This window comes from Bacillus sp. FSL W8-0519 (assembly GCF_038005585.1).
In the GTDB taxonomy this organism is placed as follows: Bacteria; Bacillota; Bacilli; order Bacillales; family Bacillaceae_G; genus Bacillus_A; species Bacillus_A paranthracis.
On sequence record NZ_JBBOTL010000001.1, the window covers coordinates 4873499 to 4889941 of the forward strand.

The 16443-nt window shown below is 35.0% G+C and carries 17 protein-coding genes; 10 read left to right on the forward strand and 7 right to left on the reverse strand.

The annotated features are described in order from the left end of the window. Positions 1–135 precede the first annotated feature (135 nt). The 5 genes from NST14_RS25720 to NST14_RS25740 form a co-directional block, all read right to left on the reverse strand. Positions 136–276 carry a DUF3985 family protein gene (locus tag NST14_RS25720; RefSeq protein WP_000404784.1) on the reverse strand — a complete coding sequence of 47 codons (141 nt, stop codon included), beginning with the start codon at positions 274–276 and terminating at the stop codon, positions 136–138. 96 nt (positions 277–372) lie between these two features. Then, positions 373–1425: a cytochrome c oxidase subunit II gene (locus NST14_RS25725; RefSeq protein WP_048557423.1), complete on the reverse strand. Its 1053-nt coding sequence runs from the start codon at positions 1423–1425 to the stop codon at positions 373–375. A 42-nt stretch (positions 1426–1467) separates the two neighbouring features. Beyond that, a complete protein-coding gene (locus NST14_RS25730) occupies positions 1468–2178 on the reverse strand; it encodes a DUF3169 family protein (protein WP_048557416.1) in 711 nt (236 codons plus the stop codon). Beyond that, a complete protein-coding gene (locus tag NST14_RS25735; protein WP_000776166.1) occupies positions 2165–2386 on the reverse strand; it encodes a helix-turn-helix transcriptional regulator in 222 nt (73 codons plus the stop codon). The genes NST14_RS25730 and NST14_RS25735 overlap by 14 nt, the downstream gene beginning before the upstream one ends. Positions 2387–2584: 198 nt before the next feature. Beyond that, a complete protein-coding gene (locus tag NST14_RS25740) occupies positions 2585–3199 on the reverse strand; it encodes a DedA family protein (protein WP_000454760.1) in 615 nt (204 codons plus the stop codon). A 404-nt stretch (positions 3200–3603) separates the two neighbouring features. Here NST14_RS25740 and NST14_RS25745 point away from each other — a divergent pair, with 404 nt between their 5' ends. From NST14_RS25745 to NST14_RS25790, 10 genes are all read left to right on the forward strand, one after another. Next, positions 3604–4047, forward strand: coding sequence for a DUF3978 domain-containing protein (locus NST14_RS25745; RefSeq protein WP_000388752.1), 444 nt, complete (start codon positions 3604–3606; stop codon positions 4045–4047). 30 nt (positions 4048–4077) lie between these two features. Then, the gene (locus NST14_RS25750) at positions 4078–4539 is read left to right on the forward strand and encodes a L,D-transpeptidase (protein ID WP_000734937.1); all 462 of its coding nucleotides are present in this window, start codon (positions 4078–4080) and stop codon (positions 4537–4539) included. Between the two features lie 364 nt (positions 4540–4903). Next, complete coding sequence (locus NST14_RS25755) at positions 4904–5569, forward strand: response regulator transcription factor (RefSeq protein ID WP_000148833.1); 666 nt, start codon at positions 4904–4906, stop codon at positions 5567–5569. After that, the gene (locus tag NST14_RS25760) at positions 5547–6989 is read left to right on the forward strand and encodes a sensor histidine kinase (protein WP_048557415.1); all 1443 of its coding nucleotides are present in this window, start codon (positions 5547–5549) and stop codon (positions 6987–6989) included. Before NST14_RS25755 ends, NST14_RS25760 begins: the two co-directional genes overlap by 23 nt. A gap of 138 nt (positions 6990–7127) precedes the next feature. Then, positions 7128–8030 carry an EamA family transporter gene (locus NST14_RS25765; protein WP_000410516.1) on the forward strand — a complete coding sequence of 301 codons (903 nt, stop codon included), beginning with the start codon at positions 7128–7130 and terminating at the stop codon, positions 8028–8030. Positions 8031–8163: 133 nt separating this feature from the next. Further along, positions 8164–8358: a hypothetical protein gene (locus NST14_RS25770; protein ID WP_324255450.1), complete on the forward strand. Its 195-nt coding sequence runs from the start codon at positions 8164–8166 to the stop codon at positions 8356–8358. A 246-nt stretch (positions 8359–8604) separates the two neighbouring features. Then, positions 8605–9423 (forward strand): class I SAM-dependent methyltransferase, encoded by an 819-nt coding sequence (locus NST14_RS25775; RefSeq protein ID WP_001072269.1) that lies wholly within the window; start codon positions 8605–8607, stop codon positions 9421–9423. 413 nt (positions 9424–9836) lie between these two features. Then, on the forward strand, positions 9837–11531 hold the full coding sequence (locus NST14_RS25780; protein WP_229143396.1) for a methyl-accepting chemotaxis protein: 1695 nt from the start codon (positions 9837–9839) through the stop codon (positions 11529–11531). A gap of 225 nt (positions 11532–11756) precedes the next feature. Then, positions 11757–13448, forward strand: coding sequence for a methyl-accepting chemotaxis protein (locus NST14_RS25785; protein ID WP_229143394.1), 1692 nt, complete (start codon positions 11757–11759; stop codon positions 13446–13448). Between the two features lie 118 nt (positions 13449–13566). After that, positions 13567–13884: a metal-sulfur cluster assembly factor gene (locus NST14_RS25790; protein ID WP_000082521.1), complete on the forward strand. Its 318-nt coding sequence runs from the start codon at positions 13567–13569 to the stop codon at positions 13882–13884. A gap of 42 nt (positions 13885–13926) precedes the next feature. On the opposite strand, the gene nprB is transcribed toward NST14_RS25790, so the two are convergent. Both nprB and NST14_RS25800 read right to left on the reverse strand, forming a co-directional pair. Then, positions 13927–15576, reverse strand: coding sequence for a neutral protease NprB (nprB, locus tag NST14_RS25795; protein ID WP_061131781.1), 1650 nt, complete (start codon positions 15574–15576; stop codon positions 13927–13929). A 156-nt stretch (positions 15577–15732) separates the two neighbouring features. Continuing rightward, complete coding sequence (locus NST14_RS25800; RefSeq protein ID WP_061185440.1) at positions 15733–16431, reverse strand: pirin family protein; 699 nt, start codon at positions 16429–16431, stop codon at positions 15733–15735. Positions 16432–16443: the final 12 nt, after the last annotated feature.

Below are 16443 nucleotides of genomic sequence, written 5' to 3' on the forward strand. Positions count from 1 at the left end.
CAGATTATATCAGCGATTTTTCAAATATATCGACGATTTCTCCACTTATATCAGCGATTTTTTCATTATATCGACGATTCGACACAGGATATCGACTTACCGACATTCTTCGACAATCAAGACGCTCAACATACCCTATCCCCCAAGCAATTTACTGCCGAACTCTACGATTAAAAAGATAATTAATAAGATCGCGAGTATTTTTAATGCTACATATGCCACTTTAAAAACAACATAAATGAGCAAGACGATTAAAATAATCGTTAAAATTTCCATCTAGAATTCCTCCAAGCTTTGCTCTTCTTATCTTATTTTACTCGCCCCACACTTTTTATGGAACGGCATAAGAAGACATAGAAAAAAGAGGTTACCTCACCCATCGTAAGATACCCTCTTCTTTAGCTGCTCAAACCATTCTCTCTCTAATTGTAAATATCCCATTCCACTCTTTTCAGCGCTCTTCAATTCTTTATCAGCTTTCCTCATATAAATGTGTGACGCTTCCATATCGCCCTCTAAATATTTAATAATTCCTTGTGTGCGATAATATCCGTTTAGGTCCATTTTTGTAATAGCCTTCCCATGTTCCCTCGCTTCTTCTAAAGAAAGACTATCCATCTCATAAAGGGCTTTATATAAAAGGTACCAACTATGAAAACTACTAACGAAAAACTTATTTTCTTTCGTTACAGGTAGTTGAACAATTTGTTTTATATACGGTACGGCTCTTTCCATTCCCTCTTGATCCGCACGAGCCAAAAAGACGAGCATAAGTCTACTCATTATCTCTCTTATCCCTTTATTTTCTTTTATTTTTTCCTCACTCAGTTCTACCAATCTTTCATCCCAATCTCTCGGTCTTTTATAACTAAATAACTCACTCGATATTTGAATCTCATATAAATGATTTCTAGCTCTTTCATCATCTTTAATTAAAATAAGAAATTGCATACCATCACTCATAAGCGTTCCTTTTATCGGCACAATTGTAACTGCAAAGATTGCAAAATGGAAAAAGGAAAAATATAAAAGATATTGATAATAACTCACCATATATATGTAACCTGAAGTAATACCAAATAGTAAACTCGTAATCGGTCCACCTAAAGTAAGCCATGCCCACTTTTTCGAAAGGTTCGGTGTCTCTATAGAAGGTGGTACTAGTGTTGCAATGCCTCCAAAGTACGCCCATAATTTATTTTCTCGAATGCGTACTTTCCCCTTCTCTTTTTGAACAGTAATAGGTCCTACTGTCATAAATTTAAAATTCAAACCACCTATTACACCGAATACTACATGCCCTAGCTCATGAATGGCTAATACTAACAATGAAATTCCAACTATTGCCCACAGGTTCAAAATTACTTCTAATTTCCCAGTTCGGATTACTCCGTATAAAATGGACAAAACTAACGCCGCCGTCATAGTACCAGCTGGCCTTCTTAAAATATCCACCTTTTTCTCCCCTTAATAAATCATTTTTCTATGCATTTCGTACATGAACTTTCCGAGATGCAATATCCAAATAAATGAGATTAAGCCAATTAATACAAAGTCGATATCACTAGCCGCCGTATATATAACGGCAGCCCACCATACATATGCCAATATTGTATTCGTAAATTCATAAGCTTTATATCCAGCCTCATGCACAATGTGCTTTAATCCTTCATCTGCGTTTTTCGTCCACATTTTCATAGATTCCATATATGTCACACCTTGTTCAGGATATAGCTTGTTATAACGATTTTTTGTTATGAGCCCACTAATCACTACAATAGTTAAACAAACAATAGAAGCTACTAAATTCCACACTGCAAATGAAACATTTGTATCCTGCAACAGTGCACGTCTACATGCGATAACTGCATATACAAACCATGCCTGCGTAACTATATCACCTACACGTAAATATATACTTATAATGCCTAATTTTCTGCCTTGTACACTCTCTTCTTCATCGCGTGCCTCTGCTAACATACGTGTATTCTTCCAAGTATAGTACATCATTAAGATTCCAAAAATAGTACATATACCTATAAATGTATTAGATGATAACTTTCTCGGTTCACCCGAGAGTAAATCTAAAGCTATATAAGATGTTAAAAAGCCACCCATCATACTTAATGCCATTTTCCCCACAAAATCAAATTGTTTTTTTCGTTTACTCTTCACCATCATCTTCCCCCTCCACTAACGTAAATATTTCCTCCACCGGTACATTGAAAATTTGTGCGATTTTTAACGACAATACGATAGATGGTGCATAATCCCCGCGCTCAATTAAACTAATCGTTTGCCGCGATGATCCAATCGCTTTCCCCAAATCCCCTTGTGATAAACGATGCTTTGCTCGCAATTCCCTCACTCGATTTTGAAGCTTCATGTCTTCCCTCTTTTTCATTTATTTAAATAAAATTGTAAATAATATCCTTATTTTTGTCAATTATAATTGTCATTTTGACGTTAATAATTGACAATATAATCTATAAATTTTTAAACAGGTAAACAAAAACTTATTAAAATAAAAAAGGCAGTGCTTCTGCACTGCCTTCCTAAATTCTGACATAGAATGGATTCCATATTAACTTGCGTTTTGTAATAATGCTCGTTTTAACTGTTTACGGAAACGAACTCCTAACGTAATTGCTACAATCGCAATCACTCCAAAAATAATTTTACCGATATGACCTTCTAGCGCTCCAAAAATATCCTGTAAATTGCCACCTAGCCAGTAACCACCGATTAAGAAGAATGATACCCAAAATAGAGCACCTGAGTAAATTGTAATTGCAAAACGGCGGAACGGTAAGTTAATAATTCCCGCAAAGTATCCTGTAAAGTGACGTACACCAGGAATAAAGAAACCGATAAAAATCAAGAAGTATCCATACTTATCAAACCACATTCTTGTTAAGTCGATTTTTCTTTGTGTTAAAAATACGTATTTCCCATACTTTTGAACAAAGGGCATTCCTAATTTATTTCCTAAAAAGTATTGGATCGTCATTCCTACACTTGTCCCAATGAAGGATAGGATAATTAAAATCGGTAAACTTAAATCACCCTTATGTGCTAAAAATCCCGCATATGCTAACGTTGGCTCTCCCGGAAACGGAAGTGCAATATATTCTAACAGCAAACCAACAAGTACAACATAGTACCCGTATTGCTGAAATAATTCATGAATCCATTCCATGTCATCTCTCCTTTCAATCACGTGCAACTTCTTACTAATATTGTATAAAAAAATTGTCGAAATAACTATCACAATAGCTTACATTTTTATTACATTTTTGTAAGGCTCTCACTAAACTTTTCCGTTCTTTATTTACTTTCATTTTCAGACAACTTAACAAGTATATAACGTGAGAAACCAAGGCCTTAATATGCATTTTTTATCCATTTTTTAACACTTAAAAATCGTTATATTTTGTTCTTAATAAAAAACCACTACAAACTCATACGAACTTCATATTAGCTTCATATACGTATTGTAAGATTATATCGGAATTTGTTTAAAAATTTAACTAATATATGACTAAACATTAATTTGAATAAATATTAATCGCTTTTCGAAATTGAAAAAAGGGTGAATACGAAATGGAAGCTTATAAGATGCACGATTTTATTAATACAAATGTTGAATCTCACCAAAATGAAACCGTTTTTAATTTACACATATGTGAAACAAATGAATTTGACGTAAGTTTAACAAAGTCTACAACACTGTCTTTTATCGTTTCAAAAAAGAACATTAAGATTGTTACGAAAAAATGGATTAATTCAAATCAAGAAAGCATGATTGGCAAAAGCTACATCATTCCAACGAAAGCTTTTCACTACTTCTTACCAATTATTTCTGAAACGGAAGATGAATTAAATATTCAAGTTCAAAGTTTTGGACTACATGGCGAACTTTTATTAAATGAAAGATTACTTATTGATAAAAACAACAAACACAATGCCAAAATTACTACTTTCTTTGAAACATTAGATGAAAATGTAAATAAAGTATTACGAGGATTGCAAATTCATTGTATGTAAGACTATTACAATAGTAAAAAGGAGAATATAATGAAAAAACTATTATTAGGCGCACTATTATCATTAGGATTTTTAACTATTCCATTCACAAATGCTGAGGCAGCTACAACGAAAGATCAACTGATTGTAAACACACAGTTAAATAAAATGGATTATTATCAAAACGGAAAATTCATAAAAAGTTTTACTGTCGCTACTGGAAAAGCATCTACTCCTACACCTAAAGGTACTTTCCAAATCGTAAATAAAATTAAAAATCGTCCTTATTACACAGGCAAAATTAAAGGCGGCGATCCACGTAATCCGCTTGGTGACCGTTGGCTCGGACTAAACATGGCAGGAACTTACGGAACAACTTATGCGATTCATGGTACGAACAATAATCAGGCAATTGGTAAGTGGACAACACTAGGTTGTATTCGTATGTATAACAATGATATACACTGGTTATTTGAGCGTATTCCCCAGCAAGCTACTGTCACTGTAAAATAACCTCAAAGCGCGATTTACGTGTAGCCAAGAATTTTATGTCTTGGCTTATTTTATTTCTTCATTTACAGTAGCAAAACAACTGTATTTACATATATAATAGGAATAGATTGTGTTAGGTAACATCCAAACATTGATAAACATGGATATTAAAATTATACAGTTATAATATTTTATAAATTTTACAATACATACTATAATAGAATTACTGTAATTCTTAAATATTCAGTTTCACTAAACAACTCCCCTTGCTACTTTCATGATTATTTTATGGCGGGGGCTTATTATATGTATAAACAATCTGAGTCATCGAAAAAATGATGAATTCGAATATTGCAGTAAAAAGCGTTATTTAGGAGGTGTTACTATGACGCATATACTGGTGATTGAAGACAACCCAGATATACAAGAACTAATTCGTGAATTTCTAATGGCACAAAACTTTACTGTTGATGTCGTTGGTGCTGGAACAGAAGGTATACTTCTTTTCCAAAAAAATTCATACGATCTTGTCCTCCTTGATGTGATGTTACCAGATATAGATGGCTATAGTATTTGTAAAATTATGCGAGGACAATCTGATGTACCAATCATTATGTTAACAGGCTTACATAATGAAGAAAGTGAAATTAAAGGATTTGAATTAGGTATTGATGACTATATTACGAAACCGTTCCATTACACCGTATTTATTAAACGTGTAGAAGCTGTATTAAGAAGGGCAGCAACGAAGGAAGCCGAAGCTGCGACTATACTACAATTCCATGAATTGATGTTAAATTCTACAGCATACGCCGCTTATGTTCATGGTAATCAAATTGAATTGACAACAAAAGAATTTGAAATTATTTATACTTTACTGCAAAATCGAGGAAAAGTATTATCAAGAAGTGATTTGTTGAATAAGGTATGGGGCTATGAACATTATGGTGATGTAAGAGTTATAGATACACATATTAAAAACTTACGAAAAAAATTAGGAATTCCTTATATTAAAACGGTGAAAGGCATTGGCTACAAAATCGAGTCGTAGCAAAGACAACATCACCAAAAATATTTTCATCAAAACCTTATTATTTTGTATTCTTTTATCACTTTGTCTTTATCAAGTTATTTACTTCTTAGCTTCAAACTACGATAAAGAACGTTTTGCGAAAGAAAATGGAACGCATACTACAGAACAAGCGGATTCAGATAAACAAAACGATCAAAGTAAAACGAATCAAAATAAAGCTGTATCACAGGGGGACATGTTTAATTTCCAATCTGCTATTATAGATTATAATTCTCTCTCTACAGCTATCAATCACCTTTTGCAGCCTAGCCAAACTGCAAAAGCAAAAGAACATGCTCAAAATATTTCGGGGGAAAATAGCGCTTCTGCTCCATCTACAGAAATGGAAAAGCAAGTCGCTACTAATGATGCCTTACATAAACAAAATGCAGCAAGTAAAGCAAATGATGCACAAGATAATCCAAAATTAACAGATGTCCTGCAGCAATTAGCTCCACATATTGGCGCAACAATGCTTGCACTCTCTCTGCTCGGATCTTTAATTTATGCAAAACTAATTGCTAAACCTTTTCAATATATGAGTGATGCTTTAAAAGATATTATGAATCTTGATTTCTCAGATAAAAAGCTACTCAACAAAAATACGGATCAAACAGATTTTAATTTACAAGTAGCTGCTTCACAAATACCAAATATAGTGAAGAATTTACATGCAAGCAATCAAGATTTAAGAAATGAACTCAAAAAGGAACAACAATTAGAACAATCTCGTAAAGAATTTATGTCTATGGTTTCCCATGAATTAAAAACACCAATCGCAGCCGTTATGGGACAACTAGATGGCATGATTCACGGAATTGGAGCTTATAAAGATAGAGATAAATATTTAAAACGTTCCTATGAAATGATGCAAGACATTAACATATTAACGGAAAAAATGTCGGAATTATCCAAAATACAAAACCCTCAATTTAAACCTGATTTAAAAGTTATCTCATTAACTAATATTATTGAGGATGTTATGAAGAAAGTAGATTATTTCGTATCTGTAAAGCAGTTAAATGTTCAATCTAACATTAAACAAGATGTACAAGTTTTAGCTGATCCTAAATTTATTCAAACTGCCATTTTTAACATTATTTCAAATGCAATTCATTATACAATTGACCATCAGCATGTATATATAAAGCTTTATGAAAAGCCAAACGGTTACGCATTAGAAGTATTAAATACAGGTTCACAAATAGATGAGGATAAACTTGCTCATTTATTTGAGCCATTCTATCGCGCAAACCCTGACAAACACGGCTTAGTACAAGGTAGTGGTCTTGGGTTATACATTGTAAAACAAATACTAGATAAACATCAATTTCCTTATGGTATACAAAACACGCCTCAAGGTGTAAAATGTTCTATTGTATTCCCAAAAGCAATGTAAAAACCTACTACAATTTCATATCCCAAATTCATACTTCGTATGAGTGGCGGAATTTTGTAGAGTATATGACTCTGTTTCGTTCGCCCGTTATCCTATTTGGATAGCGGGCGTTTTTTATTATGTAAAAGGAGGATTTTCATGGAGAAATTTAAGTATTCATTACTCGTTTTATTCGGAGCTTGTAGCTACGGCGTACTTTCAACTATTTTCAAACTCGGATTCATTAATGGATTTTCAGCACATCAACTATTAGGAGGACAATATGTCTTCGGATGGATTGGTCTTCTCCTGCTCGTTCTTTTCGTTTCACGTCATAAAGTAACAAAAAAGCAATTCTTTTCCTTACTAACAGTTGGCACAACGATGAGTATGACCGGTATCTTCTACGCTATTTCTGTAGAAGAACTACCAGCATCTATCGCTGTCGTTCTACTTTTCCAGTTCACATGGATTGGTGTCGTTATTGAAGCAATTGCAAACCGAACATTTCCAAGCCGTGAGAAAGTTATATCTATCATTATTTTATTTGCTGGAACATTGTTTGCAGGCGGTGTCTTTGAAGGTCTCGGACAAAACTTTTCCACGAAAGGTATGATCTTTGGTCTATTAGCCGCTGTCTCTTTTTCATTCTATGTTTTCGCCAGTGGGCGTGTTGCTACAGAAGTTCCGCCTTATACGAAAAGCTTTCTTATGACAACAAGCGCTACGCTTATCGTATGCCTATTCTTCCCGCCAACCTTTTTAACAGATGGTGCCCTGCAAGCTGGCCTATGGAAATATGCTTTCTTCCTCGGATTATTCGGCGTTGTCGTACCTGTCATTTGTTTTTCGATTGGCGTACCGAAAGTAGGAACAGGACTTGGTACAATACTAGGTGCAGCTGAATTACCAACAGCCATTATTGCTTCTATTACACTTGTACATGAAGTCGTAACGTTCATGCAGTGGATTGGGATTATCGTTATATTACTTGGGATTTTCACTCCTCAACTTCTTACAGCTAGGAAAGAAAAAAAACGTAATCGCGTGTATAGTGCTTAAAAATATTAACTTGCGTATAAATGGAAATAAAGTTACAATTTGGTATAATTTCAAATCTATTTGGAGGTATAAATGACTATTTTAAGCGTAGCCTTTTTTGCCATTATGTGTATCTTCTTCCTAATAAGATAGTATGAAAGAAAAGAAATTTTACGATTTTCTCCTCATTCCCATTTGCATATATGCTGGGGCAGTCAAAACCCCTTTGGTGGAGTACTTAAACTTTAATACCACATTCAAAATAACATATGATATTGCAGCTATTATTCTCGTAATCCTTGCTGTGCTGTTCTTCTTAAAGGATAAGAAGGAGAATCCTACTGCATAACAAAAGACCTTTCATTTATTTGAAAGGTCTTTTTCTCTATCTCACTTTACCGCTCCATATAGCTTTTCTAACTCACGCTCAATTTGTTTTACATCGATTCGTTCAAATAGTGGCTGTACATTATCAATTTTATTCGGCAACGTATTTCACGAAGTAATAACAGAAAAATCAAACTTTTATCCAAAAAGAAAAGGAAATTCCATCCCCCTGCCGAATACCTATACGTTCACAAAAGGAGTGATACGATTGAATCAAAAACAACTAAGCACACGTAATGAAAAAAGCTGGAATGCAGCTGCTTATGAAGCTTGGACGAATCGTCACGGGGCACCAGCTGATTATGCGAAAAAAATCATAGAAGACCCTATGCGTGAGGTAGATCACTATTTACCTTACATACAATCTCCGAAAGGAAAACGTATTATTAATTTACTCGGGTCAAAAGGAAATAAAGCTGTTGCTCTCGCTCTTTTAGGAGCTGACGTAACAGTTGTTGATATTTCAGCAAGTAATGCAAAATATGCAAATGAACTTGCGGACGCAGCCGGTGTCTCTATCGAATATGTCGTTTCTGATGTATTACATGTGCAGCTCTCCGAATCATTTGATATCGTATTGCTGGAACTCGGTGTACTCCATTATTTTTTAGATTTAAAACCGCTCTTTCAAAAAATTGCTACTTTACTTAAAGAAGATGGAATGCTGATCCTTCGTGACTATCACCCTGTTTATACTAAATTATTAGGAGTCGACCACCCATCATTTCGAGCAAATGGAAATTATTTTGATGAAGAATTGATTGAAGATGATGTTGCTTATAGCATCCTTCTTACAGAAGCGCAGAAAGAATCGTTACCTAAAACAACCATCCGTCGCTGGACGCTAGGAGAAATTGTTACAACACTTGCAGAAGAACATTTTAAAATTGAAAAACTAGTTGAAGAACACGGGCCTCATCAAAGATGGGTCTTCCCTTCTACTGCACCGGAAGGAATGGAAGAGCGTGTACCGGGTCTCTATACATTAATTGCGACAGCATGCAAAAAAGGATCCCTTCACGGATAGGATCCTTTTTGCATGCTCACGCATATAAGTTGAGGTTGGAGATTACCATAATTCTGTAGAATAGGACACAAGATATTTCAACATTTCGTCTCTGACTTACGTCGTCAAAAAGGGGTATGACCAACATAACGAAGAGTAATGTCTTTAGTTGATACTGATAATCGTTATCAACTAATTAGAAGTATACATGATGTTATTTCAAATTACAATAGCATTTCTCATTTTTATTGATGAATTTTTTGATATACAAATGTATACATTTTAAGAACATTTACTCATATCAATCTGCCATATTCCATTATCTGCTATAATTTTTATTGAACAGATTAATAACTTCATAATGATGTTTTTATTAATTCTGCTCTAAATATTTATAAATTATAATAAACAGTTTTTAAAAGGCAGGGGTAACGATGAAATATGTTAGTATTCGAAAAAAACTACTGTTCACACTCTTAAGCATTTCTTCTTTATTTAGCATTGCTCTTATTGTTATTCTTTCATTCGCTATGAGCCAAGCGAGCGAAATTGAAACGTTAAAAAATGATGTTTCCAAAAGAGCAACCATTTTAAAAGAACGTGGCGATTGGTTCCAAGCACAAGTTGCTGGTTTACAAGAATATTTACTGTCACATGATCAAAAAGGATTGGATAAATTCAACCGAGAAGGAAAAAAACTAGCTGATACGAGAGAAAAAGTAACCAGTGATAAAAAACTTTCGGAAGGAATGAAAGAAGCCATTTTAATGGGCGGAAAATGGCGAAGCGTCATAGATAATGAAGTCCTCCCTCTCGCTCGCGAAGGAAAATGGGACGAAGCATCTAAAATCGCTTTAGCTCAAACTGATTACGTAAACGACCTTTTAAGTCGTTTTACGAAATATGCAAATGAAGAAAATGATAAACGTGACGCATTAATTGCTGACGTAGAATCTTCTTCATCCCTTATTCAATATATTATTTTCTTCTCACTTATTACATGTACAGTAACATCTATTTTATTAGCATGGTGGTTCTCTGGTAAGCTCGTTAAACCGATACGACAAATTGATGAGAAATTAAAAGAATTAGCTTCGCAAGATGGTGATTTAACTGCTAGATTGCATGTAACGAGTAAAGATGAAATCGGTGATATCGCCAATTCCTTTAATCAAATGCTCGCTAATTTACAACGTATAATAAAACAAGTGCAACAAACATCAACAAGTGTAAAAGAAGCATCTGAAAATGTGTTTATCGAAACAACTGCTTCTATGGAAAATACCGCCAAAACTGAAGAGACTATGAATGCTCTTGAGCATAATATTCGTTCACAAGTTTCCAGCATCGAAGAAAGTTCAACTGCAATGGACGATATGGCAACGAGTGTTCAACGTATTGCAGAATCCGCCTCTTCTGTTGCTAGCCTAGCTGTTACTACTTCAGAAAAAGCTGATAGTGGGAATAAAGTCATTGAGAAATCTATTACACAAATGCATACCATTAATGAAGCTGTGAACGCTACATCACAAGTAGTAGAACGACTCATTACACATACAAATCATATTGATACTGCACTTCAATCTATTTCTAATATTGCGGAACAAACGAATTTACTCGCTTTAAATGCTTCCATTGAAGCGGCTCGTGCTGGTGAACATGGAAAAGGCTTCGCTGTTGTTGCCGATGAAGTACGAAAGCTTGCTGAACAATCTCAGCTAGCAGCAACTGATATTAACCATTTACTTCATCAAATTCAAGCAGATACAAAAATAGCAAATGAAATGATGACGCAAGGTCAATCAGAGGCTTCTGAAGGCATTACAGTCATTCGTACTGCTGGATCTTCATTCTCAGAAATTGTTAACCACATTAACAAAGTTTCTACACAAATGCAGGAGGTGTCTGCAACTGCTGAAGAAATGGCCGCAAGTTCTGAAGAAATGAACGCAGCTTTAAATAGCATCGCTTCTATTTCAAATGAGGTTGCCACCGAAACATCACAAACAGCAACTTCAGCTGGTGACCAAGTAACCAAAATGAGTGTCGTTGCTAAAAAAGCATCTGAAATGAAAACGACTGTACAAGAACTTGAAGTTCTCGTTTCTCATTTCAAAACAAACATTTAAAGCGAAACTTTCATTTATATTTTTAGGAGTTCCAAACTATTAAAAAGAGGGATTTACAATCTCTCTTTTTTCACCTTAAAATATTTCTTTCTATCTCCCATTCCGTCTGCTATAATTCCTAAAGGAAAGAAGAAAGCTTTGTTCCATCTGGAGTAAAGCTTTCTTTCAATTTTTTAAATTTATTAATTCTAATACTAAGATTTCACAAAGGAGGCTTTTTATCATATGAATTTTATTAGCATTCGAAAAAAACTAATGTTTATGATGGGAACGATTTGCGCTTTATTTGGCATCGCCTTAGCTTTTATTTTATTTTTTACCATGGATCAATCTCATCAAACTGAAGCATTACAAAAAGAAATCTCTCCTCTTGCAACACAATTAAAAGAGCGCGGGGATGCTTATCAAGTACAGCTCTCTGCTTTAAGAGGTTATTTATTACAACATGATCAAGTTGAATTTGACAAGTTTAATGCAATGAGTAAAGAGCTTGAAGATAAGAAAGAGCAACTTCTTTCAAATCCTAACCTTTCTGAATCTGTAAAAAATACAATGGAATCAGGATCCACTTGGAGAAAATTCATTGAAGAGAAAGTTTTCCCTCTTGCAAAAGAACAAAAGTGGGAAGAGGCACTACAAGTAGCTTATGCAGAAAATAATACTGTATATAAAGTAATTGGTGACTTCACAAATTACAGTAATGAACAGGCTAAATTACGTGATCAATCTATTAAAAAAATTGATCAATCTTCACTACAAATTGAATATGTTGTCTTCTTATCACTTATTATTTGCATTATCGTAGCTATCATTCTTGCATGGTGGTTCTCTGGTAAACTTGTAAAACCAATTCAACAAATTGATAGTAAACTAAAAGAATTATCATCTCAAGAAGGTGACTTAACAGCCCGCCTACAAGTAAACAGTAATGATGAAGTTGGTACGATCGCAACATCATTTAATAAAATGTTAGAAAACCTACAACATATCATTAATCGTGTTCAAAAAACATCTGTAGAAGTACAAAACGCTTCTGAAAACATGCTAGAAAAGACGAATATATCACGCGAGGCAACGATAAAAGTTCAAAGCACAATGTCCAACTTAAATGAGAGTATTCAATCACAAGCCGCTAGCATGGAAGAAAGCTCAACTGCAATGGACGATATGGCAGTAAGTGTTCAGCGCATTGCTGAATCTGCCACATCTGTAACTGAACTTGCTGTAGCTACATCTGAACAAGCTAACGATGGAAATACTGTTATTCAAAAATCTGTTTCACAAATGACAACGATACACGACGCTGTAAATGCTACGTCAGAAGTGGTCGAACGTCTAATCACCCACACGAAGTATATTGATACAGCTGTACAATCTATTTCTAATATCGCGGAACAAACAAACTTACTTGCTTTAAATGCATCTATCGAAGCAGCTCGTGCTGGCGAACAAGGAAAAGGCTTCGCTGTCGTAGCTGACGAAGTTAGAAAACTTGCTGAACAATCTAAAACTGCTGCAACAGATATTAACCAATTACTACATCAAATTCAACAAGACACTGAAACTGCGAGCTCTATGATGTCACAAGGCCGTTCGGAAGCATCTGAAGGCATTCATGTCATTCGTGAAGCTGGAAATTCCTTCACAACAATTGTAGAACAAGTAAACAAAGTATCTACTCAAATGCAAGACATCTCAGCAACTGCTGAAGAAATGGCTGCAAGTGCTGAAGAAATGAACGCTTCACTGAATAACATCGCTTCTATTTCGACTGAAGTATCTAGTGAAACAGCGGCAACAGCACAATCTGCTGAGAAAAAAGTCGTTACAATGAATGAGATGACACAAACAGCTAAACAAATGAAACAAACAGTTGAAGAATTAGATCAACTCGTATCACATTTTAAAACTGAATAGCCATTCCAAAAATATTCCTCTTCCAAGAGGAATATTTTTTTGAGCTCATTTCCTGCACTTTATACATATATCCGTTATAATGAGAATCGATATCATTAATATGTAGGGGGTGCTACACATGTCACAACAAGCATTTGAAGAAAAGTTATATGCAAACTTAGAAGCTGTTATTGACCCTGAACTCGGTGTTGATATTATTAATCTTGGATTAGTTTATGACGTTACAGCAGATGAAAATAATAATGCTGTCATTACGATGACTATGACTTCTATCGGTTGTCCAATGGCTGGGCAAATTGTATCAGACGTAAAAAAAGTATTATCAACGAACGTACCTGAAGTCAATGAAATAGAAGTAAATGTCGTATGGAATCCGCCCTGGTCTAAAGAACGTATGTCACGTATGGCGAAAATCGCATTAGGTATTCGCGACTAAATACAGAAAGACCTGACATCCTAGTCAGGTCTTTTTCTCTTATTATTTTACGCCTACTGCATCATAAGCTTTCGTTACAGCTTGTACAGCTTTAGAGTTTTTACCATATAAATCTTCAGCTGACTGAAGTGCTGCTTGGCGCATCATCTTAAAGTCAGAGTTTGCAGTTAAATATTTCGTAAGAGCACGGTAATAAATTTTTTCTGTCGCTTCACGGCCTACTCCTGTTACTTTCACGCCGTAATGCTCCCCGCCTTCAGATACTAAGTATGCAGCTTTATTGTTAATACTACTGTTAATATGAACGCCGCCGTTATCAGCTGTTCCAGTGTAGCGTTTATTATAATGATCTGGGTAACCTTCACCTGGTTTTAATGGATTTGGAATAGACGCTGGATCTTTCAGAGAACGAAGTGCATCACCAGGTTTTCCAGGTGTATAAATGTCAGCACCTAAATCCCAGCTCTTCTTCTCAACCATGACACCCATAATATCAGATAACGATTCATTTAACGCACCTGACTCATTTTTATAAACAAGATTTGCTGTATGTTCCGTTACAGCATGCGTTAATTCGTGACCGATAACATCTAGTCCAGCAGATAATGGAATGAATGTTTTTCCATCGCCATCACCATACATCATTTGTACACCATTCCAAGCTGCGTTATTCCAGCTTTCTCCAACGTGAACAGTCGAAATAAGCTTCGCGCCTTTATCATCGAAAGAGTTACGATTAAATGTCTTTTTGTAGTAATCATATACTTTTCCTGCGTTTACATGCGCATCAACTGCAGCTTTATCTTCGAAGAACTTAGATTTACTTTCAACTTCTTCTCCTGTATATCCAAGCCATTGTGAGAATAAATTAAACAAGTTTTCATCCATATTTTCTGCATCAAACGTATGGATACCTTGTCCTCGTTTACCATCAAACAAGTTGAATTGTCCTGTTTTCTCATCTTGAGCAATTTCAAATGATTGTCTAGCTCCTAGTACTCCGTAACCAAATCCTGTAATGTGATCTACAGCATTATATTTCTCAATCACATTTCCATTCGTTGCATCAACAAAGTAATGCCAATACCCTGGAGCTGGCTTTGAAATCGACGCTTTCACTAAGTATGCAAGATAGTAATTCCCATCTTTTTCATACACATATAAATCTTTTTTCACACCGTCATAATTCTTTACTTTACCAACTTCTTTTTCAATATCTGCCTTTGCAATTGTTTCTGCTTGCTCTGCACTAATCTTTGCAAATGCAGGAATATTTTTATCCTCTAAATTCGGAATAACTTGTCCGAAGAATGCTTTTACATTATTCTCTTTATCTAGTGTAACTGTTTGATCTGAACCGTACACAGGAATGTTATTATGTTTCTCAACTAGCTTCACGTGTGTTGTACCGGATTCAGCATCTTTTTCTTCCCCAACGACATTAAAGTGTTTATCAATATTTCCTGCTAATTTGAACATATCTTTCTTACTCTCTAAATATTGAAAGACCGTTTCTTTTTTATCTAGTCCTTCCGGTGCTTTCCATTCTTCACCTATGTATGCAGGCGTTTTAAATTCTTGATGGTATTGAATTTTTTGTTCTTCCGCTTTCGTTGTCGTTGCTCCAAATGTTCCAAATCCCCCGGCGATAACAGTTAACGCTAATGCTGATGAAATGACTTGCTTTTTCACTATAACATTCCCCATTCCCTAAAGATTTTTGACACTTTTATACAGTTCTTGGTTTTCAAGTGGATACCTTTACCTAAAATTTGAGAAAGTTTTTTCTGACAATTCCACTCAAAAAAAGAGGACATCCTATCGGACGTCCTCTTTTTTATAAACATTTTATTGCTTTTTCAATTCAATTGCTAAATAGTGTGATTGCTCTTTCGCTTCAATATGAATATCTTCTTCAATCGCTTCTGCTGCATCACGCATAACAAGTGTCTCACCATTGATTACACTACTACCTTCAATTTGTACAACATACAATTGACGGCCTTCTTTCACTGGAAAATGAATTTCTTTTCCTGCTTCTAACGATAAAGAATATAAATTCGCATCTTGATGAATTTGAATTGGTGCCCCGCCTTCTACTTGAGATACCATATGAAACCATTCATTTTCACGCTTGCTCCAATCAAATTTAAACTCACCATAGTTTGGCTTATGATCCTCACGGTCTGGTAAAATCCAAATTTGTAATAAACGTAATGTTTCATTTCCTAAATTATGCTCACTATGAAATACACCTGTGCCAGCACTCATATATTGAACATGTCCACGCTCAATTGTTCCGCGGTTCCCCATGCTATCTTCATGTGTTAAAGCACCGTCTACAACGTACGAAATGATTTCCATATCGCGGTGTGGATGCATATCAAAACCAGTTTGCGGTGCTACTAAGTCATCATTAATTACACGTAATGCACCAAAGTTCATGTTATTAGGATTATAGTAATTGGCAAAGGAAAAATGAAAATGTGTATTTAACCAACCGTGATTTGCTCTTCCCATATTTTTATGATCAACTTTTCTAAACATACCGTTCACCTC